Consider the following 23,651-nt stretch of genomic DNA (forward strand, 5'->3'; position numbering starts at 1 on the left):
GCGGCAGCGCCGATCAGCAGCAGGCGCCGCTCGTTGCGGACGTGGCCGCCGCAGGCCCGTCGAACGGCAGGGCCGTGCCGCAGCCCTCGAACAGGCCGTAGTGGCGGCTGAAATCGCCGATGAAGCTGAAGTGGGGCGCCAGGCGGCTGCCTTCGAGCATGCGGAAGGTGTTGCCACAGACGGGAAACACCTTGCCGGCCTCGATCCAGTGGTGCTTGTCGAAGGGCAGGGCGTGGGGGTGCTCGGCGATCGTGCCGCGGTAGATCACCGCCTGGCCGTGGTCTTCGCAGGCATCCTCCAGCTCGGGGAGGTGGAACAGCCGGTAGGTGGCGGAGAAGAAGCGGATGGCGCCGGTGCGGGCGGCCAGCTCGGGATCGGTGATCTCCAGGGGCCGGTCGCTCACCAGGCGGGGATCGGCGAAGCCGGCCTGGCGGGCCAGGCGCAGGAAGTCGTTCCAGTAGAGGGCGCCGCTGAGGCATTCGCCGTAGAGCACCGGATCGTGACGCAGCGCCTCGGGCACGCGCCGGTCGGCGTACACGTCGGCGAAGAAGAACTCACCGCCGCTCTTGAGCAGACGCCGCACCCCGTTCAGCACGGCCAGCTTGTCGGCCGAGAGGTTCACCACGCAGTTGGAGATCACCAGATCGAAGCTGCCGGGCTCCAGGGGCAGCTGATCGAGCTGCTCGATGCGGCCCTCCAGGAACTCCACGTTGGCGAAGCCGAACTGCTCGGCGTGATGCTGCTGGTGCCGCCGGGCCACCGCCAACTGCTCGGGCGTCATGTCGACGCCCACCACCGCGCCGCTGGCGCCCACCAGCTGGGCCAGCAGGTACACATCACGGCCACTGCCGCAGCCCAGATCCAGCACCCGCAGGCCCTCCAGCAGCGGCGGCACCACCAGGCCGCAGCCGTAGTAGCGCGACAGCACCTCGGGATGGATGCGGGCCAGCAGCGGACGCAGGGCCTGGGGCACGCTGCTGGCGTCGCAGCAGGCGTCGGTGCGCAGGTCGGCGCTGCTGCTGAGCGTGGCGCCGTAGTACTCCTGCACGCCGCGGCTGACGTCGGTGGTGCTGGTGTCAGGGGTACTGGTGGCCGCCGGGCTGCAGCAGCTGGTGTCGGTGGAAGGGGCGTCGGCGCTGCTGGTGTGGGTGGGGCTGGCCATGGAAGGGTGCAGGGGGATGAACGGGAGGGCTTCGGGGGTGCTCAGCCGCGACGTCGCCAGGCGTGGTAGCGGCGCAGCCAGGGCATCAGGTGCTGGGGCACCCGCTGCTTCTTCCAGCTGGCGGCGGCGAACTTGTTGGCCTCCGCCATGGTGGGGTAGGCGTGAATGGTGGCAAAGATCCGGCCCAGCCCCAGGCCCCACGTCATCGCCAGCACAAACTCGGCCAGCAGCTCGCCGGCGTGCTCGCCCACGATCGTGGCGCCGAGGATGCGGTCGCCACCCGGCTGGGTGAGCACCTTCACGAAGCCCTGCTCGGCGCTCTCCACGATGGCGCGGTCGAGTTCGTGCAGGGGGAAACGGGTCACGTCCACGGCGATGCCCTGCTGCGCGGCGTCGGCTTCGGTGAGCCCCACCGTGGCCACCTCCGGTTCAGTGAAGGTGGTGCGGGGAATCACCCGGTAGTCGGCCTTGAAGGCGCGCAGGTTGCCAAACAGAGCGTTCACTGCCGCATACCAGCCCTGGTGGGCGGCGGTGTGGGTGAACTGGAACGGTCCGGCCACGTCGCCGGCGGCATAGATGTTCGGGTAGTTGGTCTGCAGGAAGGCGTTGGTGGTGACCGTGGCGCCGGTGGGGATGCCCAGCTCCTCCAGGCCGTAGCCCGTGAGCCGGGCGCGGCGGCCGAGGGCGCAGAGCACGGCATCGCAGACGATCGCCCGCTCCTCCTCCCCCTGCCGCACCCGCACCGTGGTCACGCCCTGGGGGCCGGGCTGGCGCTCGAAGCCGAGCACCTGGGCGCCCATCAGCAGCGTCACGCCGTCAGCTTCCAGGGCCCGTTGCACCTCGGCGGCCACGTCCGCGTCTTCCTTGCTGAGCAGGCGCTGGCTGCGCTGGATCTGGGTGATCGGCAGGCCCAGCTGGGCGAGGGCCTGCGCCAGTTCGCAGGCGATCGGACCGCCCCCCAGCACCGCCAGCCGCGGCCGCTCCAGGGCGCAGCTGCCGAGCCAGCTCCACACCGTTTCGCTGGTGAGAAGGGGCACCGTATCGCTCCCCGGCCAGTGAGGCAGCACCGGCTCGGCGCCGGTGGCCAGCACGATCGCGCGCGCCGTGAGCGTCTGCGCTTCCCCCTCGGACCCCTGGATCGCCACGGTCCAGGGATCAAGCAGGCGAGCCTGGCCGCGCAGCACCTCCACCCCCAGGCCCTCGTAGCGCTCGACGCTGTCGTGGGGCGCAATCGCCTCCACCTTGGCGGCCACCCGCGCGAACACCTGGCGCACGCTCAGGCGCGGCTCCACCGGCTCAAGGCCGTAGCGGTCGGCGCGACGCATGCGGGCCGCCAGCCGCGCCGAGCTGATCAGCGCCTTGCTGGGCACGCAGCCGGTGTTGAGGCAGTCGCCGCCCATCTCGGCGCGCTCCACCAGGGTCACCCGCGCCTTCACCGTGGCGGCGATATAGGAGGTGACCAGTCCTGCCGCGCCGGCGCCGATCACGATCAGGTTGCGGTCGAAGTGGCGGGGGCGCCGCCAGGGGCGGTAGAGCTGCCAGATCTGCCAGCGGCGGGTGGCCGCCTTCGCCAGCCAGGGGAACAGGGCCAGCAGCAGCAGCGAGCCCAGCAGCGGCGGGCTGAGGATGCCGCCCAGGCCGCGCAGCTGGGCCAGCTGGGTGCCGGCGTTCACGTACACCAGCGTGCCGGGCAGCATGCCGATCTGGCTGGTGAGATAGAAGCTGGCGGCCCGCATCGGCGTCAGCGCCATCAGCAGGTTCACCAGAAAGAAAGGAAAAACCGGCGCCAGCCGCAGGCTGAGCAGGTAGAACACCCCATCGCGCGCCACGCCCGCCTCGATCGGCGCCAGCTGGCGGCCGAAGCGCCGCCGCACCAGATCGCGCAGCAGGGTGCGGGCCACCAGGAAGGCCAGCAGGGCGCCAACGCTGGAGGCGAACGACACCAGCAGGGTGCCGAGCCCTAGGCCGAAGATCGCCCCACCGGCCAGGGTGAGCACCGCGGCCCCCGGCAGCAACAGGGCCGTGACCAGCACGTAGAGGAGCATGTAGGCCCCGGCCACCAGCGCTGGCGCCTGCGCCCGTCGCTCCAGCAGGGCGCCGTGGGCGCGCTGCACGCCCTCGAGGGTGAGCTGGCGGTGCAGGCCCAGCCCGAAGAACAGCACCACCACCAGGGCGATGGCGGCGATCAGCAGCAACTGGCGCCAGCGGGGCCGGCCAGGGGGCGGTGAACCAGACGCAGACATAGAGGAGACGCTTCCCTAGACCTACCGGCAACACCTTGGTGCGGATTGGCCGGCGACACCGTGGCGTGAACCGGCCGGCTGGGGCAGGCGGCAAACCGGATGGGCCACTGGTGGGTACTGCCTTGGAGACCACCCTGGAGGGCTACCCCCCTGCTCCCGCCTGTTCGAATCGTCATCCTCGCCAAAGCGCCCGTCCCGGGGCAGGTGAAGACCCGGCTGGAGCCGGCCCTGGGACCGGCCGGCGCCGCGCGGCTGGCCGAACGGCTGCTGCGCCGGACCATCCGCACCGCCTGCGCCAGCGGCCTGGGCGTGGTGGAGTTGTGCACGACGCCTGCTCCCGACCATCCGGCCTGGCGGCGGCTGAACCTGCCGGCGGAGCTGGCCTGGAGCGAGCAGAGCCCCCTGGCCGATATCGACGAGCCTGCCGATCTGGCTTTTCTGCCACTGGGACTGCGCGCACACCTCGAGACCTGCCATGGCCATCGATTCATCCCAGAGCCGACCGGAGCCCCAGCCCCCGTTCGCCAAGGAACTGCTCGACAGCCTGCAGGTGGTGATTCCGGTGCGCAATGAACGACTGACGATCGCCCATGTGATCGGCCAGCTGCAGCACCAGGGGCTGCGGCGCATCCGGGTGGTGGACAACGGCAGCAGCGATGGCAGCGCCCTGATCGCCGCCGCGCAGGGGGCGGAGGTGCTGAGCGAACCGCGCCTCGGCTACGGCAGGGCCTGCTGGCGCGGCTGCCTTGAGCTCGACCCCGCGGTGCGCTGGCTGCTGTTCTGCGATGGCGACGGCAGCGATCCGATCGAGGAGCTGCCCCGCTTCCTGCCGCTGCTGCACGACCACGACCTGCTGCTGGGCGATCGCACCGCCACGGCCGCGGGGCGGGCGGCACTCACCCCCCTGCAGCACTGGGGCAACCGTCTGGCGACGGGGCTGGTGGCCCTGGGCTGGGGCTTCCGCTACCGCGACCTGGGGCCCCTGCGCCTGGTGCGCCGCTCTGCCTTCGAGGCGATGGGGATGCGCGACAGGGGCTACGGCTGGACGCTGGAGATGCAGGTGCGGGCGATCGAGCTGGGCCTGCGCATCGGCGAGATTCCCATCTCCCACCGACCGCGCCTGGCCGGGGACTCAAAGATCTCCGGTCGCTGGCGCGCCAGTGTGCGGGCAGGGAGCGTGATCCTCCCCACCCTCGGCCGTCTGTGGCTGCGGCGATGGCACTGAGACTCCAGCTGCCGGCTGGGCTGCGGCTGACAGGGCTTCGGAAGGCCTGGCTGCGCCAAGCGGCCAGCGCCCTGCTGCTGATCGGCGGGGCATTGATGATGCGCCCCCACGGCGATCTGTTCGACCCCGCCAACCTGCAGCCGTTCTGGCTGGCGGCAGCGGTGATGGGGGCGGGCTTTGCCCTGTCCTGGTCGCTGGCCGCGCTGCCCCGGGCGCTGTTCTGGGCGGTGGCCGTGCTCACGCGGCTGGCGCTGCTGGGCATGGAGCCCGGCGATGACATCTGGCGCTACCTCTGGGAGGGGAGGATCCAGCTGCAGGGCTTCAGCCCCTACGACCTGCCGCCGGATGCCGCGGCGCTGGAGGGGCTGCGCACGCCCTGGTGGCCGCAGATCAACCATGCCGGCACCACCGCCATCTATCCGCCGCTGGCGCAGCTGCTGTTTCGGCTGCATGCCGCCGTGGCCCAGCAGGCGCTGCTGTTCAAGCTCTCCTTCACCGCCGCCGACCTGGCGATCTGCGGCCTGCTGGCGGCGCGTTTCGGGGCGGCACGCACGGCGCTCTACGCCTGGAATCCGCTGGTGATCTACGGCATCAGCGGCGGCGGCCATTACGACAGCTGGTTCCTGCTGCCGCTGGTGGCGGCCTGGCTGCTGAGCGAGCGCACGCCCGGGCCCCAGGGCGCCCGCGCCCAGGCCGGGGTCGACCTGCTGCTGGGCCTGAGCGTGGCGTTGAAGTGGATCACCGTGCCGCTGCTGATCCAGCGGGCCTGGAGCCGCTGGCGGCAGACACGGCGGCCCGGGCCGCCCTTGGCCACCGTCCTGGTGGGGCTGGCCCCCCTGCTGCTGGGGGCCTCCCTGTTCTGCGGCCTGCGCAGCTGCCCGCTGGTGCCCACCGGCTCCAGCTTCGTCCGCCACGGCCGCAGCGCCGAATGGTTGCCCCACTGGATCGGCCGGCTCTGGCCCTGGACCCTGCAGACCAATGCCGTGCATGGGCTGCTGCTGCTCCTGGTGGTGGGGGTGCTGCTCGCCAGCCGGGCGCGGCTGGGGGTGTTCGCCTGGCGCTACCTGCTGGCCCTGCTGCTGCTCTCCCCGGTGGTGCACGCCTGGTATTTCATCTGGCTGATGCCCTTCGCGGTGCCCAGCCAGAACTGGGGGGCGCGGCTGGTGAGCCTGTCGGCGTTCGTGTATTTTGTGCTGCCCTCGCGGCTGCCCGACTGGCAGCTCACGACCCCGGAACGGCTGCTGCTGTGGCTGCCCTTGCTGCTGGGTCTGCTGCTGAGCCTGCGGGGGGAACACCATGACCGAACCGAATCGTCCGCTCAGCGGTAAACCCCTGGTCTGCTTTCGCGCTTCCATGGCTTCGCTTCGTTGGCGTGTCCCGTCGCTGGCGCTCTGCGGGGTGCTGCTGCTCAGCGCCGCAGGCTGCGGCGGCGGACCGGCCGCGCAGATCCTCCGCCAGAGCAGCGGCAGCGCAACAGCCAACGCTCCCCAGCCGCGCCTGGATCCAGCCCCCTTCAACGCCGTGTTGCAAGCGGTGGTGGACGCGCAGGGGCTGGTGGACTACGACACCCTGCAGCGCGATCCGGCCCAGCTGAATCGTTACCTCAAGGAACTGGCTGCGCTCACGCCGGAGCGCTTCGGCTCCTGGCCGGAAGCCGATCAGATCGCCCTGCTGATCAACGCCTACAACGCCCTCACCCTGCGCTCGGTCATTGATCACAAACCGATCCGGCCCAGCATCAAGGACATCCCCGGCGTGTGGAAGTTCCGCCGCCACGCGCTGATGGGCCAGCAGCTCACCCTCGATGGGATCGAGCACGAGATCCTGCGGCGCGAGTACAACGAGCCCCGCATCCACGCCGCCCTCGTCTGCGCCGCCATGAGCTGTCCGCCGCTGCGAGGCGAAGCCTTCACGGGCGCGGAGCTCGACCAGCAGCTGGACGATCAGAGCAAGCGCTGGCTGGCCAGCAACGTGGGGCTGCAGATCGACCGGGCCAACAAAACCGTGGGCATCTCAAAGATCTTTGAGTGGTTCGGAGACGACTGGTCGCGCGCCGATCCCAAGGCCGCCACGGTGCCCGGCCACAAGAAGCAGAGCGCAATTCTGCGCTTCATCGCCCGCTACCGGCCGGCCGAGGATCAGAAGCTGCTACTGGGGGGCGACTACCGCCTGACGCACCTGCCCTACGACTGGAGCCTGAATCGCTCACGGCGCTGAATTGGTCGCGGAGAGAATGCGTGTGCAGGTGATAGCGCTTATGAGTTGAAGAGCATTAGGCCTTGCGCAAAATGTCTCTTGCAGGTGGCAAAACGACCACAGGATATGTATCGTTGCGAACAGACGTTCTCTGACCTGCGAACCAATCGCGCCGCTCTCCCCTGGCCAACCAAAGCCCTTGAATCATCTGCTTGATGGGATGACCTTGGTGCGTTTCGCCCTACGGTTTGCAGAAGGGCAAGGCCAAGCCGGGGTGGTTTGCAGAACTGTCGAAGAACAAGTTAGCCGAAAGTTCTGGAGATGGCAGGGGTCTTCTCCTATCTCGCCTTAATGAATAATTCTGGCGATCACCCAGCGGCAAAACCAAATCCTGCTATGATTCCGAAAATGGCGATTCCTATGGCAACTCAAAACGAGCAAGGCGGTCAAACATTTACCCTCTATTTTGTTGAGAACATACGAAAAAATCTTACTCGACGCGGCATGGCAAGGCGCAGGCTGGCAAACAAGCGTCCAGCCGCAATCCAAGCTCTCATGACTATCAACAAGAGCAATTCGGAAATTCAACGCGATCTCCAAAGTGCATTCACTAAAATAGCTCATGAACATAAGTGACGTCGATGCCACTGCAGAGGAAAACTCTTATAATCCTATTTACGAAAAGCTTGTCGAGTCAGGAGACGACATTAATGGCATGATTGCCTATGCTCTTTATAAACGTGAGAAGATCGAGTTTATTCGAGGTTCTCTTTCCAAGTACGGCAGGCCTCCGAACGAAGCAGAGCGAGAGTCTTTTCATCTATCTTCTAATACTGATGCTAGGCTCAATGCCTACAGAATTCAAGCCGGCGTAATTGCAAGGGAGTTTCTAGAGATATCTCTTGAGGAGAAGGTCAAAGAGATTGAGGACAAATGGCAAGAGGGTTATTTGCAAGGCCAGATTGGCTCCGACCTGAAAGAGCTTAAAAGATTTGGGCCTGGCGTTCTTCAAGGAGTTGTATCTTCGTGGATTTTTTCTTTCTCGGTTGCATTGGTATTGCTTGCGGCAGTGGTTATCCGTGTCGGCCCCGGTGATGTGTTTAATGAGGTATTACGCATGATAAAGAATGAGCCTAGTAAGCCTGAAAAGCAGTCTCAGGCCTTCAAAGAGCCCCGCAAGTAGACTCCTTGCGGATTACGGCTAACATCAAGATACAGCGGGCGGGAACACTAATCTGCCCACGAGCCCGTGGTCTTCAGCCCGCCGCTGATCTTGAGCGTTAGAGAGATGGGGCACAGGCTGCCGTGCGAAGGAGTGGTATAGTCTGCGTATAGCCGCAGCTGGGGCATGCAGACGAAGGTTCAGAAATGGGGTAACAGCCTGGGCGTGAGGATTCCACGCGGCTTGGCTGAGGAGGTTGGCCTAGGGGCTGGTACTGAGGTCAGCCTCACAGCGAAGGACGGTGAACTGGTGCTGAGGCCCGCCGTTCCAAGCCGGCTCAGGCTTGCGGATCTTCTGGCGGGCGTCACGCCCGAGAACATCCACGCCTCCATTGATACGGGGGATGCCGTAGGGACCGAAGCATTCTGATGTCCTCCTACGTGCCCGATCGTGGTGATCTGGTGTGGCTGGAGTTCACACCACACGCCGGAAGTGAACAGCGTGGAAGAAGACCAGCACTTGTTCTATCTCCAAAGTCCTACAATGGAAAAGTCGGTCTGGCCTTGTTCTGTCCTGTGACGTCAAAGGTCAAGGGATACCCATTCGAAGTGAAGCTCCCTGATGGATATACCGTCAGTGGAGTTGTTCTGTCAGATCAGCTGAAGAGCCTTGACTGGCGATCCAGGAATGTGAAGTTCATTGAGCGGACTTCCTCAGATGTAATGGAGATGGTAACTGCGAGGGTGTTACCGCTTCTTGAGCCTGACACTCCTGCCACTCTCTAACACCGCCATGCACCTGAGCCGCCGCCGCAAGGTCATCTTCTTCGCCGAGCATTCTTTGCGGCCAGGTGATGGCGAGCGTTAGGCAGATACGAGGCAGCAATCCCGTCTTGCAATCGCCAGGTCACTGCCATAGCCGGGTGACCTTGAGGACCCTACACTAGGGGCATATGGACTTTTGTTGAATCAATGATTAAAGACAGGGCAAGGATAGGCGTCGCTATTGCTCTCTTCTTCACGTTGGTGGTATACCACATATTTTCCGTCGTTGGCCAGCTGGGCGAAGCCAACCATTTGCCAACAAGTATAATGAAGCTGTATCAGATTGCTGCGCTCATGCCAACAGCTCTCTTCTTCGTATGGGCAATAGATGCTAATTTCTTGATTCGTGGCGTATTGCGAAATAACTATATTGGGGGCGTTTATAAGGGGAAGTCGGAAGACTATGGCAAATGCTCGGGCAGCGCTCCTCCGGACAGAAGCGACCACATTGAGGAGTTTAGAATTTCACAGACACTCTTCTCTGTAACTCTTTCCGGTTGCTCGTATCTGGCCGACGGAGCCAAGAAACTCGTGGCAAGCTACAAAGGAGAGCAATTCAAGTGGGATCGCGGGAATGCCGTTTTTGCAATAGAAATGACAACTGACACAACTGAGTATGGAGTTCTTGAGATCAGCTTCCATAATGAAAGCGCAGATGGAGTGTACTGGTCTACAAATCCATCGACACGGATTCCAGCCAGATTTACTGTGACGAGAGTAAGCTAGGTCTGCGAATGTATGAGTGATCTGAATGACCCCATTGATTCCTGCCTAACCATGCCATGCACCTGAGCCGCCGCCGGGGCTTAATCTCAAGGGCCAATCACTCTTTGCGGCCAGGTGATGGCAAACGGTATCCATATCTAGTATCCCTGCTCACCGAGTTCTTGGTCAATCAACGGAGACAGTTCTCTGCTTACGGAAAGCGGAGTTTCAGCCGGACACTCTGGAAATATTGGCATTTAAAGCAACTTCCTTGTCGTACGGCCATCTTTGCCATGGATTGGCTACCGAGTGAGGATGATCAACAGAAAGACAACAAAAGCGAGGATCGCAAACGAAGTAACGGGGTAAGCTCTAAACCCTTGAAGAATAAAGAACGGCCAGAAGAATGGGAAAAAGATCGCTAGACCGCCAAAGACCCCCCAGACGATCTTGTGTGTGTCCCTTTTTTCTTTTTCTTTCTTTTCATTGAGTCGGACTTTTTCTTCCTCCCACTTTGACTCTAGAATAATTCTTTCATCGGAGAGATCATGTGGCCATTGTCCTGCTGCGCGAGCCTCATTGAGGGACTCGCCGATGTCAGTCTCTTCAGTTTTAGTTACGGCCAATTCCTTTGCTGAAAGTTCCGCGATCTCTCTCCGAAGACGATCTATTTCATCACGCTTTCTTTGGGCTTCTAATAGCCTTTGTTTTTCACGCTTTAGAAAGTTTGCTTTATCCTTGAGTTCATCAAGGCTATGTGTTTCATTGTCCATTCTTGAGCTGTCATGGGCAGTGACACATAATCTATGACCTCCCTCAGACTGTGCCCGCCCTGCCGGCTTCCGATCTTGGCATTCCGCATATCTAATAGGTTTGCTGACTCAGCCCTGCATCTAGTACCGGGGGCACTACCATCCAGAGACGCAGCGGAAGCACCAGCGCACCCTTGAGCCGATCTTCTCCCGTCCCGTAAGCGGCAACTTGCCGTGGAGGGGCATTGAAGCCCTGTTTAAGGAGCTTGGTGGGGATGTCAGTGAGAGGGCGGGCAGCCCAGTCACGGCCGGTCTGTTTGGCGAAGTCAGGGTCTTCCACAGACCCCATCCATCGCCTGTTACAGACAAGGGTGCTGTTGCTTCAATCCGCAAATGGTTTGGAGAACACAGAGTGACACCATGACTCTCATGACTGTGGATGGCTACCAAGCCAAAATTGAGTTCGACGAGGAAATGGATCGGTTTCGTGGGACATTCTCGGGCTATCTGGAGGAGCGGACTTTTATGGATCCAGTCCGGATGAGCTTCGTTGAGAATTCAAGAAGTCACTGGACGTCTTTCTTGAGGTCTGCAAGGAACAAGGAATTGAACCCCGGAGACACTTTTCAGAAAATTCAATCTTCGGATCCCTCCTGAGTTACACGAGAAGTTAGCGTTGACGGCGGAGGCGCAGGGCAAGAGCCTCAACACACTTGCTCAGGAAGCACTCCAGTGAAGTGTCAAGGCATAGAGGAACGGATAACAAGCCCCTTGAGTGGACAGGCCACCAGCGGTTTACTGCTTACGCTCTAGAGTCCTTGCCTGCCACTCAGGGGCAGCGTTGGACTGCACGGACACGCCTTCATGTCACTCAGAGCCACAGCCACAGAGTAGAGTTTCTGCTAACTTCAACGATCAAGTTGAGCGAGCATCTTAAGGACACGACAATATGCCAAAAAGACGACAAGGTGGCGGTGAAGGCTTTAAGCCAACGCATCAATCAAGCCATGGCAATCCAATGAGCAAGGCAGAGACGATTCTGCATGCACTTCATTCGGCACCAGAAGTAGATCGGAGAAAGTTCCTGCGCAGCCAGAGCTTTCCGAGCATGCTGTATAAGTTCAAAGCAGTTGACATCAAGAAACCGCATATTCTTGAGGATATAGTTGTAGGCTCGAGACTTTATCTTAGCAGTCCAGAGTTGTTCAATGATCCATTTGACATGATGCCTCGCGTGACAGTTGAGGGGGATCTTTCAAGTCTGCTCACAAAGATCAAGTCACTGCCTGCGCCAAGTCCGCAGGCCAAGCAGGATGCAATAAGGAAAGCCCAATCAATTTGGCAAGAACACGGTTGGCCCGGAATTTCAAATGAGTTTAAAATTCAAGAATCCGCTGAGGCACTCTTCAGGGAAACGGGTGTTTTTTGCTTCAGTACATCCTGTAAAGGATCAGAGAATGATTCGGCATCGAGAGAGAGCGGACCTCGCAATAACCTTATGTGGAGCCATTATGGCGATAGTCACCGAGGTATCTGCCTGCAGTTTCAGGTGTTCAGGTATCCGCTGATACTGCGTCGCTTAGTCCGAGTCTCGTACTCGGACAGCTTTCCTGAAATTAACTGGATTTCACCCGCCTTTGAGCAAGAGTGCCTTTATGCAGCGACAAATAAGCACTCTCGCTGGTCTTACGAAAATGAATGGAGGCACGTTCAACCCAATTCTGCCGGTTCTTACTTACACTTTGAACCAGGCTTTCTCTCGGGCATTATCTTAGGTGCCAAGATTTCTGAAAGCTCTATTGGCGAGATTTCACGGATTTTGGGAAGGCGCGATCAGATGGGGCTGCCACCGCTGAAAAAATACCGAGCTGAAATGAAGCAGGGCTCATATCAAATCAAGCTTTCTCGGTGGATCACATAGCAATCATGAATCACGACAGTCCAACATCCAGGCGCAGAAGACGGGAGCGGAAGCTGTATTCTCGCCAGTTGCTTCCTGCCCGCTTCTGATCTGGGGCGTTAGGCGGGCTGCGCTTCTAGTCAGCGACTAGGATATATTTGCGAGAGCTGTCTGCCCAAGTTGTCAATAGGATATTCTCAACCTCTTCAATCATAGCGATCTATTTAATGCCATGAACAGAGAAGAGTTCGAGAACAGGATGCGGTCAGCTGATGCTGAGCTTAGACAGCAAGGATATTCTGTTGGCATGCGAGCCCATCTGGCTTTTGATAGGATTTCGCCCAACTCCTCATTCACTTTTCTTCCAGCATGGCAAAGAAAGATATTTCCAGATCGAGACCATGAAGGCCAGGATCTTCACGACAAAGTACAAGAATGGTACAGGGAGCATTACGGTGAACGATCTCAGTGGATTCTGCGCCTAGACTCGATTCCAATCATCGCATTGGATGATATCTATTTCCTCCGAATACCAATCTGTTTTGGTGCTGGGCCTCACAGGGTAAGCTTCATGGAGCTGGTTGAGGGGTTTACCCCACATACGGGATCATTGCTTGCAGACGAAGAGATCAGATCAATAAGGCGAGACTTCGAAGAGGGGTATCCACTAATGCTTTCTATTCAGAATTTATTAAACGCAGTGAGATCAACGTCATCATCACCTAGGCTTGCCGGCGATCCATTTCTCATTAGCGCAGATCGAGATCGTATAATTGCTGGAAGAAGTCTTACGATTCCCTATGACACAAATAACTCGGCTTTCCACTCACAGCAATGGACCGAGAAGATGCTCAAGTCATTACTGTTCACTGTTGAAGGAATGGAAGAAATCTCAATTAAGAAAGACTTCAGTCACGGAGTGCTCAAAATCTGGGATTTTTTGAAGACAAAACACGAAGGCTATGCGCATCTTGAGGGCAGCATTCAGGCGGTTTCCAGCATTACGATGGAAGTAAGATATTCAAAGGACGAGCTTTCACTTCGTGATGCAGTCAGTATCTTTTGGGAGTCCCTTAGGGTATCTGCTTACTGCGCAGAGATTCTTCATCGCGGATGCCAGAATCAAGAAGACGCTTAAATTACAGCCTAACATCACCATACACCTGAGCCGCATCCGTATAGCTCTCTACTTCGCTGATCAAAGCTTGCGACCAGGTGATGGCAAGCGTTAGGCCACAAAACACGCACCCGCAACAGCCCGCCGGCAGCTGAGCGACACTACCCAGTATCGATGAGCTATCGAACCACCTTCACTCAGTGAAGAGCTTGCCTGCTTCACCACCTCAAAGATGAACCCTCGCACACTGAAGCTCATGGCCATGGTGGGGTTGTCAATGTTCATCGGCGGCTTCTTTTTGGGGGTCCACTTCGTAGGTGTTCCCTATCAGGACCCAACGCCTGTACAGCGAGCCGATGAGGCATTGCATAGCAGCATCTCTGGCTGGCTCATGGGCGCAGGCATCTGAGTATTCCTATTCTCAGCAATCCTGGCATTCGCTCGCATCATCCTGATCCGGTCGCGCGGCGGCGCAACGAGCTGAAGTTGCTGCCAAAAAGATCGCTCACCCGGAGATGCTCCAGGGCCTATGCGCTGATCAGAAAGGGATGCCTTCGCGATCGTGTTCCGCTACTTCGTTCTTTCTGTGAGTGAGCACTCGTAAGGGTTCATGCCTGCCGATCCGCTACAGCGTCTGGCAATGAATCAACTCATCTGCTGCTTGAGCACCGAGCGCGTGGCATCGTCCGCCGGGAACATATGCTCCACTCGCAGCGAAGCCAGCGTGATGTCATTCGGCGTTCCAAACGTCGAGAACATGCTGAAAAACGCAAGTTCCCCGTACGGTGAGGCGAACCGCGTGGTGAGTACGGGCGCTTGGGGGCGCGAGCTTGATCCCGATGGTGCCGCGCTGCCGAGACGCGAGACCAGGAAGGCCTCATAGGCGGCCATACGAGGCTGCAGCGAAGGATGGACTGCGGCTTCACGGCGAAGCATCGCCAGGAAGCGCGGACCCACGTCGTCGAGGTTGGTCACGTGGCGAGCCAGACCTTCCGGATGCGTGAGCAGGTCGAGGAGGTTCACGGGCCCCTGGCCCATCAGGGCCGCGGCGGATGGCATGAGTGTTGTCGCCAACCAGATGGTCCCGCTGTTCATGCGCAGCAGATTCCATTCGGCATCGAGGATCAGGGCCGGCGCGGGTTCATGGGCCTTCAGCAGCTGTTCGAGGGCCTGTCCTGCATCGGCCAGCCACGGATCGTCCAGCTGCCCCTCGGTGTAGGCGGGGGCGTACCCGGCCATGAGCAATGTCTCATTGCTGAGGGCCAGGGGTGCGTCGAGAACCCGCAGCCAGGCGATCAGCAGCTCGCGGCTCGGACGGGAGCGGCCGCTCTCGACAAAGCTGACATGGCGCTGGGAAACCCCCAGTTGCAGCGCCAGCTCAAGTTGGCTGACGCGTCGGGCCTTGCGGGCCCTCTGGAGGGCCTCTCTGAGGGATGGAGATGCAAGGGACATGCCGCGTTCAACCAAGGACCATGGATCGAGCCATTACCTCCGAGGTAATTGCTCCCATTCCCAAATAATCAGAGAGTAAAGGCTCCACGGCTGATGCCCCCACCATGCAACGCGCTCTGATCGTCATCGTCCTTGCCCTCTTTGCTGCCCTGAGTGGCGCAGCCCTCTGGTACCACGGCTACTGGGGCATCATCGAGCCGAATTTCCGCAGCTTCGCAGCAGCCCAGGTCTTCGCCGACCTGGTGATTGCGCTGACCCTCGTGTTGGTGTGGATGTGGCGCGATGCGAGGGCGCAGGGGCGGAACCCCTGGCCTTGGATCCTGGCCACGCTGGCTGTGGGTTCCTTCGGCCCCCTGGGTTACCTGCTCACCCGTCGGGAGGCTGATTCCTCGGCATCCAAGGCGTGACTCGCCAGGCCACCTGCGAGCACGTAGCAACCATCAACGTGCGTGCCGGGCGCGTCTGCTTTGTGAAGGGGCCTAACCTCAAGATTCGGAAGACGGGAGCGAATGGTGCCGCCTATGCCATCTCCATAATCTGCCTCTGAACTGAAGCGTTAGGCGTCACATTCAGTCCTCAATCTACCGCCATGTCCTTCAGCCGAATCCTCACGAACATCTGCGCCGACGATCTCGCCGCATGCCGTGACTTCTACGTTCAGCTGCTGGGCTTTGTGGTGAAGTACGACAGTGATTGGTACGTGCAGCTGGGAGCCCCGGGACCCTTGGAGCTTGAGTTCGGCATCATCAAGCGGACGCATGACCTCGTCCCCAAGGCCTACCAGACCGCTCCGACGGGAATGTATGTGACCTTCGTTGTTCTGGATGTCGATGAGGTCTACAAGAAGGCACAGGAGATGGGCGTAACAGTGATCCAGGAACCGCGAAACGAGTTCTACGGTCAACGCCGGTTCCTGGTGATTGACCCAGCCGGTTGCCTCATTGATGTGTGCTCGCCATGGAGCGAGCAGGAGAAGTGAGCCGCGGCGACACCTAAGCTCTCGCGCAAGCGTTAGCGCCAGACGAAGCCCACAAGAGCCATCACATTCTTCCTGTTCCCTGCAGCGCTCGTCACCACCCCGATCAGCTCCTTCAGGTTGGCTTCAGCCGCACTGCCGGTTTAGGACCCAACACCTTTGATGTTGACCGAGCAGGCCACCGAAGCACAAAGCGTGCAGTGACTCATCTGCGGCAGTGCCATCGTTGCGCTTGCAGATGTAATCGGGCGATGGAAACCAAGACAACCACCCGGATAACGTCTGCCTGGTTCTGTGGGCGAATCCCGTTGGGCCCATCAGAGGCGAGAGATCAAGAGAAATCCGCCGCTTCCGCCGCTCAGCTAAGCCGCAGGACGCTTCACACCCATCAACGACCCTGGCGCCTTCGGAGGGGGGCCACGCTCTCTTCAGGCCCGCTGCAGATCGCTGCCCAGCAGGTCGCCGATCCGTTGGGCCAGCACGTCAAAGCAGGCGGAGAAGGCTGTTCTCGCCTCTTCCATCTCTGTGTGCGCAGCAGGGTCGGGCAGTCCCCAATGCAGCCGCGTGGTGCCGGCTGGCAGCGGGTCGCAGTGACGGGTCGCGTGATCGCACACGGTGATCACCAGATCGAACGGGTCGGCCGACGCCTCCAGCACCGCCGCCAGGCTCTTGCTGGTGAACTGGCCGGGGTCGACGGGCAGGCGGCTGATCTGCTCCAGCGCCAGCGGATGGACCCGCCCGGTGGGGGCACTGCCGGCGCTGGCGACCTCGACGGCCCCCTGACCGAGGGCCTGAAACAGGGCTTCCGCCATGATGCTGCGCGCCGAATTGCCGGTGCACACCACCAGCACCCGCTGCCTGGCTCTCTTCGTCACAAGGTTGCTGCGCAATGGGTTGGTTGAGCGCGGCCCCATCCCCCGGCCCGTGCTGAACCGCTCAGGAACTACCGGCGGCGGTCGGAATCGGATGGCCACGCCTGGCGCCCATGCGCTTCCCGGGTCGCAGGCAGCACACGAGCCCTTGCTTCGGCTGCGTTCAGGAGGCACGGGGCTGGCGGGACTCGAACCCACGACCTACGGTTTAGGAAACCGTCGCTCTATCCGGCTGAGCTACAGCCCCTTGCGGCCCATTATGAGCTCCGCCCACGCGGGCATGATGGACCACGAAAGCAGGCGAGGTGGTCGCAATCGGGGCAGCGTTTCGGTCTTCGGGCCGGGCGCCGGGCCCGGTTGAGGAAAGTCCGGGCTCCCGAATGGCCAGGCTTGCTGGGTAACGCCCAGTGCGGGTGACCGTGAGGAGAGTGCCACAGAAACACACCGCCGATGGCTCAGGGGGGTTCGCCCACCGAGCACAGGCAAGGGTGCAAAGGTGCGGTAAGAGCGCACCAGCAGCATCGAGAGGTGCTGGCTCGGTAAACCCCGGCCGGGAGCAAGGCCGAGGGACAAGGGTTGGCCATGACACCCGTCCCGCTTCATGTGTGCCGCTCGAGGCCGTTGGTAACAACGGTCCCAGATAGATGACCGCCCCGGTCCGCTCCGGCGGAACGGAACAGAACCCGGCTTACGTCCTGCTTTCACCCCCTGACGATGACGCCCCCAGGCCCAACGCTGAGCCCCCGCCGGCAGCGCCAGCTGCTGGCCTTCCTGGCCAGCCTGGGGCTGGAGGAGCCCAGCACGGGCCTGTCGGGTCTGGCTTCGATCGATGAGGCCCTCACCCACACCTCCGCCGGCCTGGCGCGCAACCATGAGCGGCTGGAGTTTCTCGGCGATGCGGTGCTGCGGCTGGCCGCCTCCGAGCACCTGCAGCGCCTGCACCCGCAGCTGAGCGTGGGCGCGCGTTCGGAGCTGCGGGCCCAGATCGTCAGCGACCGCTGGCTGGCGGACCTGGGCGATCGCTGCGGGATCGATGCGGTGGTGCGGCTTGGCGCCATGGCGGCCGGGGATGCCGCAGCGCGGCGCACGATCCGCGCCGAGGCCTGTGAAGCCCTGATCGGCGCGCTCTACGAAACCTGGGGAACCCTGGAGCCGGTGCACCGCTGGCTCTCCCCCCACTGGTCGGAGAGCATCGCGGCGCTGCTGGCCGATCCGCACCGCCACAACTGGAAGCAGGCCCTGCAGGAATGGACCCAGGCGCGGGGGCTGGGTCTGCCCGCCTACAGCTGTGAAGAGTGCAGCCAGGGGCATGGCGATCCGCGCCGCTTCCGCAGCGCCGTGGTGGTGGCCAGCTACGCCGCCGCATCACCGCTGGGCGAAGGCTGGGGCCGTTCGCGCCGCGAGGCCGAACAGCAGGCGGCCAGCGCGGCGCTCAGGGTGCTGGAACTGGAGCAGGGCGCCGAAGCGCTCAGGCCTGCTCCAGGCTGCTGAGGGGCAGCGTCACCAGCTTGTCCCAGTTGCCGCCCTCGAACAGCACCGCCACCTGCTTGCCGCTGAGGCGCTGCACGAAGCCGCGGTAGCCGTTGTAGATCGAGCGTGGGTCGCGGACCACCACGGTGGACCCGGGCAGGATCGGCAGCGCGCTGACAGCCATCGGTGGTCTGAAGGGGTGGCGCCATTATCGAGGCTGATGCAGGCGAGCGGGGATGGCAAAAGGGGCACCACCGCGCCGTGATGGGGCTGACCTGCCGCCGCAGGAGGCCCCTGCGGCCGATCCCTGGCTGGTGGTGGGGCGGATCGTGGCCGCCCAGGGCCTGGAAGGGGAGCTGCGCGTGCTGCCGCGCACCGATTTCCCGGAGCGCTTCACCCGCCCGGGGCCCCGCTGGCTGCGGAAGCAGCAGGAGCCTCCCCGGCCTGTGCGCCTGCTCAGTGGCCGTCAGCTGCCGGGGCGGGAGCTGTTCGTGGTGCGGCTGGAGGGGATCGGCAACCGCTCAGCGGCGGAGGCGATCGTGCAGCACGACCTGCTGGTGGAGGCGAGTGACCGCCCGCCGCTGGCCGACGGGGAGTTTCACCTGTTCGATCTGCAGGGGCTGGAGGTGCGGCTGGCGCCCGGCGGCACGCCAATCGGCACCGTCGTCGACCTGATCCACGCCGGGAATGACCTGCTGGAGGTGAGGCTGAGCGAGGGGCGGCGGGTGCTGATCCCCTTCGTGACACCGATCGTGCCGCGGGTGGAGGTCAGCGAAGGGTGGCTGGAAATCACACCGCCGCCGGGTTTGCTGGATCCCTGACCACCTCCATAAACTGCGTGCCTATCCGGTCTCTTCTCCGACCATGAGCTCAGAGATCGCGTTTCTCGTGCCGGTGATTCTCTGCGGAGGGACCGGCACGCGTCTCTGGCCGCTCTCGCGCGCCTCCTACCCGAAGCAGTACTGGGCGCTGGCCGGCAGCGACGACACCACCCTGCTGCAGCAGACCCAGCAACGGCTGGAGGGCCTGCCCCAGCTGGCGCCGCCCTTGCTGGTCTGCAACGAAGACCACCGCTTCATCGTGGCCGAGCAGATGCGCCAGATCGGCGTGGATCCAGCCGCGATCCTGCTGGAGCCGGTGGGGCGCAACACCGCGCCGGCGATCGCCGTGGCCGCCCTGCAGGCCACCGCCCGCGGTGAGGATCCGCTGCTGCTGGTGCTGGCCGCCGATCACGTGATCCGCGACGGCGCCGCCTTCCGCGCGGCGATCACGGCGGGTCGTCCCGCCGCCGCGGCCGGCCGCCTGGTGACCTTCGGCATCGTGCCCACCGCGCCGGAAACCGGCTACGGCTACATCGAGGCGGCCCTGCCCTTCGCCGCTGCGCCCACAAACGGTGCCGCCGCCGGCCCTCTGGAGCCGGTGCCGATCGCCCGCTTCGTGGAGAAGCCCGACCGGGCCACCGCCGAGCAGTTCTTCGCCTCGGGACGCTTCACCTGGAACAGCGGCATGTTCCTGTTCAAGGCCAGCGCCATCCTGGCCGAGCTGGAGCGGCTCACCCCCGAACTCGTGAGCGCCTGCCGCGCCGCCCTGGAGCAGGATTCCGCCGACCTGGATTTCCTGCGTCTGGAGCAGGAATCCTTTGCCAGCTGCCCCAGCCTGGCCATCGACGTGGCCGTGATGGAGCGCACGGCGCTCGGTTCGGTGCTGCCGCTGGAGGCGGGCTGGAGCGATGTGGGTAGCTGGAGCGCCCTGTGGGACACCGGCGAGCGGGATGCTTCGGGCAACGTGCTGCGCGGCCGGGTGATCAGCGAGGGGTCGCGCAACTGCTATCTGCGCAGCGAGCACCGGCTGGTGGTGGGCCTCGGCGTCGATGATCTGGTGGTGGTCGAAACCGACGATGCGGTGCTGGTGGCCCACCGCGACCGGGCCCAGGACGTCAAGATGATCGTCAACCAGCTGGAAGCGGCGGGCGCCTCGGAAGGCAAGGCCCATCGCCGCATCTACCGCCCATGGGGCCACTACGACGGCGTTGTGGAGGGAGAGCGCTGGCAGGTGAAGAAGATCCTGGTGAAACCGGGCGCTTCGCTGTCGCTGCAGATGCACCACCACCGCGCCGAGCACTGGGTGGTGGTGAAAGGCACCGCCGTGGTGGAGAAAGACGGCCTCCAGGAGATGGTGGGCGAGAACCAGAGCACCTACATCCCGCTCGGCTCGAAGCACCGGCTGTCGAACCCCGGCAAGATCGCCGTGGAGATGATCGAGGTGCAGAGCGGCCCCTATCTCGGCGAAGACGACATCGTGCGCTTCGATGACGTCTACGGCCGCACCGACGCCCCCCACCGCGGCATCGCCCAGGCGGCCAGCTGACGCTTACCCGGGGCCATACCCCGCCGGATTGGCCGACTGCCAGGCCCAGCCGTCCCGGCAGATAACGTCCAGGCCACGCTCAGTGCGCCAGCCCAGCCGCTCGGCCGCCAGGGCGGGATCCGCCACCGACACCGCCACATCCCCAGGCCGACGCTCTTCGATGCGGTAGGCGATCGGCCGTCCGCTGGCCCGCTCATAGGCGCGCACCACCTCCAGCACCGAATGCCCCGCACCGCTGCCGAGGTTGAGGGTAAGGCGCTGGGGAGCTTCTGCCAGCAGCACCTCAAGGGCCGCGCGATGGCCGTCGGCCAGGTCCATGACGTGGATGTAGTCGCGCACGCCGGTGCCATCGGCCGTGGGCCAGTCACCGCCGAAGACGCGCAGGAAGGGCCGCCGGCCGATCGCCACCTGGCTCACGAAGGGGAAGAGGTTGTTGGGCAGGCCGCCGGGATCTTCGCCGATGCGGCCGCTGGGATGGGCGCCACAGGGGTTGAAGTAGCGCAGCAGGGCCACCCGCCAGCCGGGTTCGCTGGCCGCCACATCGGCCAGCAGGCGCTCCACCGCGGCCTTGGTTTCGCCGTAAGGGTTCACCGGTGCCACCGGCGCGGATTCGGGGATCGGCACCACGCTGGTGAAGCCATAGAGCGTGGCGCTGCTGCTGAACACGATCGTGCGGCAACCGGCCTGGCGCATGGCCGCCAGTAACCGCACGCTGCCGCCCACGTTCACATCCCAGTAGCGCAGGGGGTCGGCTACCGACTCGCCCACCGCCTTGCAACCCGCCAGATGGATCACGGCCTCGATCGCTGCAGCGGCGAACGCCCGTTCCAGGGCGGCCGGATCACGGATGTCGCCCTGGATCAGATGCAGCGGCGCCCCCGCCAGTTCCTCGACCCGGCGCAGGGCTTCCGGGGAGCTGTTGGAGAAGTCGTCGAGCACCACCAGGCGATGGCCCAGCTGCAGCAGCAGCACACAGAGGTGACTGCCGATGAAGCCTGCCCCACCGGTGATCAGAAGCGCGGCCATTGCAAAGGCTGGGTGTGCTTTCGGACCCTACTGATCGGCAGCGATGGCCAGCCGCCTCGCCCCTCGGGGGCGCTTCAACCCAGGCGGAGGTCGATGGTGCGCAGGCCGGGCTCCGGCAATGGCCAGGCCGGCGCCGCCAGCGGCTCGAGGGGCTCAGGATCGGGCACGAAGTGATGCGGCTCACCATCGCGGCGGAAGCAGACCAGCCGCTCCCCGCTGCCTGCCGCGAGGATCTCCAGCTGCAGGGGCAACTGGTTCGGGATGCAGGGATGCAGGGAAGGGAACAGGCTGCTGTGGCGGTAGCGGATCCCCAGCCAGCCGTCCGCGAGCGGCAGGTCACGGCCGCAGAGGCGCAGCCGGTAGGCGGCCAGGAACGCCTCGTTCGCCCGCAGTTCCAGGCGCTGCAGGGAGCTGTCGACGAAGCGGCTGGTGGTGCCGCCCTCCGCCGGGGTGTCGCACAGCAGCGGCCAGGGCTCCAGGGCACGGCGGATCTCCAGCCGGGCGCCCTGCTGCTCCCAGGAGAGCAGCAACGGGAAGCGCCAGTTCCAGATCTGCCGGTAGGGCTCGGGCTGCATGTCGAGGCCGTCGGCATCCAGCTGCTGCAGCACCTCCTGCAGATCGCTCCAGAGCGCATGGGGCAGTAGCGCCTCATCGTGAAGGCGCTCGTTGAAGGTGATCAGCTCGGTGGGGCGGTGGATCGGATCCAGCAGGTGCGCCGCCAGCGCGCTCCAGAGCAGGGCGATCGCCGCGGCCCACTCCGCCCTGGGCAGGGCCTCGATCGCCCGGAATTCGATCAGGCCCTGGCAGCCGCTGGGCCAGGCGGGGTTCCAGAACTTGTCGAAGCTGATTTCGCTGCGGTGGGTGTTGCCGCTGCGGTCGGCATGGAGGTGGCGCAGGGTTTCACTGATCAGCACCCGCTGATCGCCCTCGGGCAACTGCTCCAGGGCGCTGTGGGCCAGTCGGAGATCGAGGGGGCTGGCACTGCCCTCATCGAGGCGCGGCGCCTGGGAGGACGGGCCCACCGAGCTGTTGCTGAAGAGATAGGAGAGGCTGGGATGGTGCTGCCAGAAGCGCAGGATCCCCACCAGCCAGGCTGGCCGGCTGAAGAACGGGTTGGCCTCAAGGCTGGCGCCGCCCCAGAGCAGGTGGTTGCCGCCGCCGGTGCCCTGCTGCTCCAGGCCCTCACCCTTCGAGCTGCAGAGGCCCACCGCCACGCCCGCCTCGGCCAGGGTCTGCATCCAGCCGGCGTAGTCGGCCCAGCCGTGGCACACCGGCAGGTTGACCTCCAGCACGCCGGGGTCGGCGGTGAGGCCCAGCACCTGCCACTGGCCGTCCACATCAACAGGCAGCATGCCGCTGAGTTCGGGCTGGCTCCAGCCCGCGCTGGCGGCGGCGATCACCGTCAGCAGCTCGAGCAGGGGCTCGCGCGCCAGCGGCGGCAGAAAGAGGTTCCAGCTGTCATCGCGGATCTCCAGCGTCAGCACCTGACGCAGCACCCCCTCGGGGAAATGCACAAGCGGCAGGCGCAGCCCGGCCGGACCGGGGGCCGGCAGCAGGCGGCAGAGCCGCTTGGCGAGGCTCCACTCGGCCGCCTGCCAACCCGCGGGCTCGCCGTCCTCGCTGGCCTCGGCGTGGTGGCAGAGCGGCACCGCCCAGACGCGGTTGTCGGGGGCGAGGGGATCCTTGAGCTTGAGTGGCTTGAAGGCGCAGCCCAGGGCCGAGCCGACGGCCTCCAGAAAGGCCTTGGCGCGTTTGCGCGGCAGGGGAGGCAGGCAGAAGGGCGCACCGAACTCCGGTGGGCGCCCCGCCGCAGCGTCCTGGGGCCAGCGCACCAGGGGCAGGCCATCGAGGCCGGTGATCAACCGCAGCGCCCAGCGCGGGTTCACCTCGCCGTCGTAGCGCTTGCCCGGGCAGTACATCAAGGTGCTGCCGGGCCAGGTGCGGCGCTGAATCTCCGCCGCCAGGCCATGGGCGTAGGCCAGCTTGGTGGGCCCATCGGCGGTGACCGACCATTCGGCCCCTTCGGGCTTGAGCGGCACGTAGGTGGGTTCACCGCCCAGGGTGAGGTGGAGGCCCGCGGCCTGCAGCCGGTGCTCCGCTTCAACGGCCGTGGCCGCCATCCAGCCGGGGGTGGAAGTCAGGGGAGGGGGCGCGGGCCGTTGCAGGGAGTCGGCGGGCGCAGACGCGGGGGTGAAGGGCATG

Annotated in this window: 25 protein-coding genes, 1 tRNA gene and 1 other RNA gene; 18 read left to right on the forward strand and 9 right to left on the reverse strand. The window is 63.7% G+C overall.

All coding sequences use genetic code 11. From position 1 onward, the window contains the following. Positions 1-13: 13 nt before the first annotated feature. Positions 14-1,162, reverse strand: a complete 1,149-nt coding sequence (locus CJZ80_RS12550) for a methyltransferase domain-containing protein (protein ID WP_094513791.1) — start codon at positions 1,160-1,162, stop codon at positions 14-16. A 41-nt stretch (positions 1,163-1,203) separates the two neighbouring features. After that, on the reverse strand, positions 1,204-3,405 hold the full coding sequence (locus tag CJZ80_RS12555) for an FAD-dependent oxidoreductase (protein WP_094513794.1): 2,202 nt from the start codon (positions 3,403-3,405) through the stop codon (positions 1,204-1,206). Between the two features lie 204 nt (positions 3,406-3,609). On the opposite strand from CJZ80_RS12555, the gene CJZ80_RS15190 reads away from it, so the two are divergent. From CJZ80_RS15190 to CJZ80_RS15205, 9 genes are all read left to right on the forward strand, one after another. Beyond that, the gene (locus CJZ80_RS15190; RefSeq protein ID WP_144037031.1) at positions 3,610-3,978 is read left to right on the forward strand and encodes a hypothetical protein; all 369 of its coding nucleotides are present in this window, start codon (positions 3,610-3,612) and stop codon (positions 3,976-3,978) included. Beyond that, positions 3,881-4,630 carry a glycosyltransferase family 2 protein gene (locus tag CJZ80_RS12560; protein WP_094513795.1) on the forward strand — a complete coding sequence of 250 codons (750 nt, stop codon included), beginning with the start codon at positions 3,881-3,883 and terminating at the stop codon, positions 4,628-4,630. The genes CJZ80_RS15190 and CJZ80_RS12560 overlap by 98 nt, the downstream gene beginning before the upstream one ends. Further along, positions 4,621-5,958 carry a hypothetical protein gene (locus CJZ80_RS12565; RefSeq protein ID WP_094513797.1) on the forward strand — a complete coding sequence of 446 codons (1,338 nt, stop codon included), beginning with the start codon at positions 4,621-4,623 and terminating at the stop codon, positions 5,956-5,958. The genes CJZ80_RS12560 and CJZ80_RS12565 overlap by 10 nt, the downstream gene beginning before the upstream one ends. Further along, entirely contained in the window at positions 5,927-6,847 is a 921-nt protein-coding gene (locus CJZ80_RS12570) for a DUF547 domain-containing protein (protein WP_233133077.1), read from the forward strand. The genes CJZ80_RS12565 and CJZ80_RS12570 overlap by 32 nt, the downstream gene beginning before the upstream one ends. 300 nt (positions 6,848-7,147) lie before the next feature. Next, positions 7,148-7,462: a hypothetical protein gene (locus tag CJZ80_RS15195; protein WP_144037032.1), complete on the forward strand. Its 315-nt coding sequence runs from the start codon at positions 7,148-7,150 to the stop codon at positions 7,460-7,462. Continuing rightward, positions 7,449-8,009, forward strand: coding sequence for a hypothetical protein (locus CJZ80_RS15200; RefSeq protein WP_144037033.1), 561 nt, complete (start codon positions 7,449-7,451; stop codon positions 8,007-8,009). The genes CJZ80_RS15195 and CJZ80_RS15200 overlap by 14 nt, the downstream gene beginning before the upstream one ends. A 165-nt stretch (positions 8,010-8,174) precedes the next feature. Beyond that, complete coding sequence (locus tag CJZ80_RS12575) at positions 8,175-8,417, forward strand: AbrB/MazE/SpoVT family DNA-binding domain-containing protein (RefSeq protein ID WP_094513802.1); 243 nt, start codon at positions 8,175-8,177, stop codon at positions 8,415-8,417. Beyond that, positions 8,417-8,773, forward strand: a complete 357-nt coding sequence (mazF, locus tag CJZ80_RS12580; protein WP_094513805.1) for an endoribonuclease MazF — start codon at positions 8,417-8,419, stop codon at positions 8,771-8,773. The genes CJZ80_RS12575 and mazF overlap by 1 nt, the downstream gene beginning before the upstream one ends. Before the next feature lie 186 nt (positions 8,774-8,959). Next, positions 8,960-9,538 carry a hypothetical protein gene (locus CJZ80_RS15205; RefSeq protein ID WP_144037034.1) on the forward strand — a complete coding sequence of 193 codons (579 nt, stop codon included), beginning with the start codon at positions 8,960-8,962 and terminating at the stop codon, positions 9,536-9,538. 281 nt (positions 9,539-9,819) lie between these two features. Here CJZ80_RS15205 and CJZ80_RS12585 read toward each other — a convergent pair whose 3' ends face one another. Beyond that, a complete protein-coding gene (locus CJZ80_RS12585; protein ID WP_144037035.1) occupies positions 9,820-10,290 on the reverse strand; it encodes a hypothetical protein in 471 nt (156 codons plus the stop codon). A gap of 625 nt (positions 10,291-10,915) precedes the next feature. On the opposite strand from CJZ80_RS12585, the gene CJZ80_RS15735 reads away from it, so the two are divergent. The 3 genes from CJZ80_RS15735 to CJZ80_RS15210 all read left to right on the forward strand — a co-directional run bounded on the left by CJZ80_RS15735 (position 10,916) and on the right by CJZ80_RS15210 (position 13,307). Beyond that, a complete protein-coding gene (locus CJZ80_RS15735) occupies positions 10,916-11,005 on the forward strand; it encodes a toxin-antitoxin system HicB family antitoxin (protein WP_233133091.1) in 90 nt (29 codons plus the stop codon). Between the two features lie 213 nt (positions 11,006-11,218). Next, positions 11,219-12,190, forward strand: a complete 972-nt coding sequence (locus CJZ80_RS12600) for a DUF2971 domain-containing protein (protein ID WP_094513814.1) — start codon at positions 11,219-11,221, stop codon at positions 12,188-12,190. Positions 12,191-12,401: 211 nt separating this feature from the next. Next, positions 12,402-13,307, forward strand: coding sequence for a HEPN domain-containing protein (locus tag CJZ80_RS15210; RefSeq protein ID WP_144037036.1), 906 nt, complete (start codon positions 12,402-12,404; stop codon positions 13,305-13,307). 624 nt (positions 13,308-13,931) lie between these two features. Here CJZ80_RS15210 and CJZ80_RS12610 read toward each other — a convergent pair. After that, positions 13,932-14,753, reverse strand: a complete 822-nt coding sequence (locus CJZ80_RS12610) for a helix-turn-helix domain-containing protein (protein ID WP_233133078.1) — start codon at positions 14,751-14,753, stop codon at positions 13,932-13,934. 89 nt (positions 14,754-14,842) lie between these two features. On the opposite strand from CJZ80_RS12610, the gene CJZ80_RS12615 reads away from it, so the two are divergent. Both CJZ80_RS12615 and CJZ80_RS12620 read left to right on the forward strand, forming a co-directional pair. Further along, positions 14,843-15,145, forward strand: coding sequence for a DUF2834 domain-containing protein (locus CJZ80_RS12615; protein ID WP_094513822.1), 303 nt, complete (start codon positions 14,843-14,845; stop codon positions 15,143-15,145). Positions 15,146-15,327: 182 nt separating this feature from the next. Next, a complete protein-coding gene (locus CJZ80_RS12620) occupies positions 15,328-15,717 on the forward strand; it encodes a VOC family protein (RefSeq protein WP_094513825.1) in 390 nt (129 codons plus the stop codon). A gap of 425 nt (positions 15,718-16,142) precedes the next feature. Here CJZ80_RS12620 and CJZ80_RS12625 read toward each other — a convergent pair whose 3' ends face one another. Beyond that, positions 16,143-16,589 carry an arsenate reductase ArsC gene (locus CJZ80_RS12625; protein WP_198948313.1) on the reverse strand — a complete coding sequence of 149 codons (447 nt, stop codon included), beginning with the start codon at positions 16,587-16,589 and terminating at the stop codon, positions 16,143-16,145. Between the two features lie 170 nt (positions 16,590-16,759). Further along, a tRNA-Arg gene (locus CJZ80_RS12630) sits at positions 16,760-16,833 on the reverse strand. Between the two features lie 45 nt (positions 16,834-16,878). Between CJZ80_RS12630 and rnpB the strand changes: the two genes are divergently transcribed. Together rnpB and rnc are read left to right on the forward strand one after the other, a co-directional pair. Next, positions 16,879-17,293, forward strand: an RNA gene (gene rnpB, locus CJZ80_RS12635) — RNase P RNA component class A. Between the two features lie 7 nt (positions 17,294-17,300). Continuing rightward, positions 17,301-18,077 (forward strand): ribonuclease III, encoded by a 777-nt coding sequence (gene rnc / locus CJZ80_RS12640; protein WP_094513831.1) that lies wholly within the window; start codon positions 17,301-17,303, stop codon positions 18,075-18,077. Here the strand turns inward: rnc and CJZ80_RS12645 are convergent. Then, complete coding sequence (locus tag CJZ80_RS12645) at positions 18,055-18,240, reverse strand: NAD(P)H dehydrogenase subunit NdhS (RefSeq protein WP_094513834.1); 186 nt, start codon at positions 18,238-18,240, stop codon at positions 18,055-18,057. The two genes, rnc and CJZ80_RS12645, sit on opposite strands and share 23 nt — an antisense overlap. Positions 18,241-18,292: 52 nt before the next feature. On the opposite strand from CJZ80_RS12645, the gene rimM reads away from it, so the two are divergent. After that, positions 18,293-18,877, forward strand: a complete 585-nt coding sequence (gene rimM / locus CJZ80_RS12650) for a ribosome maturation factor RimM (protein WP_094513839.1) — start codon at positions 18,293-18,295, stop codon at positions 18,875-18,877. Between the two features lie 43 nt (positions 18,878-18,920). Next, positions 18,921-20,423, forward strand: coding sequence for a mannose-1-phosphate guanylyltransferase/mannose-6-phosphate isomerase (locus CJZ80_RS12655; protein ID WP_094513842.1), 1,503 nt, complete (start codon positions 18,921-18,923; stop codon positions 20,421-20,423). Between the two features lie 3 nt (positions 20,424-20,426). Here CJZ80_RS12655 and galE read toward each other — a convergent pair whose 3' ends face one another. Beyond that, positions 20,427-21,449 carry a UDP-glucose 4-epimerase GalE gene (gene galE / locus CJZ80_RS12660; RefSeq protein WP_094513846.1) on the reverse strand — a complete coding sequence of 341 codons (1,023 nt, stop codon included), beginning with the start codon at positions 21,447-21,449 and terminating at the stop codon, positions 20,427-20,429. A 74-nt stretch (positions 21,450-21,523) separates the two neighbouring features. After that, entirely contained in the window at positions 21,524-23,650 is a 2,127-nt protein-coding gene (locus CJZ80_RS12665) for a transglutaminase family protein (protein ID WP_094513850.1), read from the reverse strand. Position 23,651 lies beyond the last annotated feature (1 nt).

This window comes from Synechococcus sp. MW101C3, assembly GCF_002252635.1.
In the GTDB taxonomy this organism is placed as follows: domain Bacteria; phylum Cyanobacteriota; class Cyanobacteriia; order PCC-6307; family Cyanobiaceae; genus MW101C3.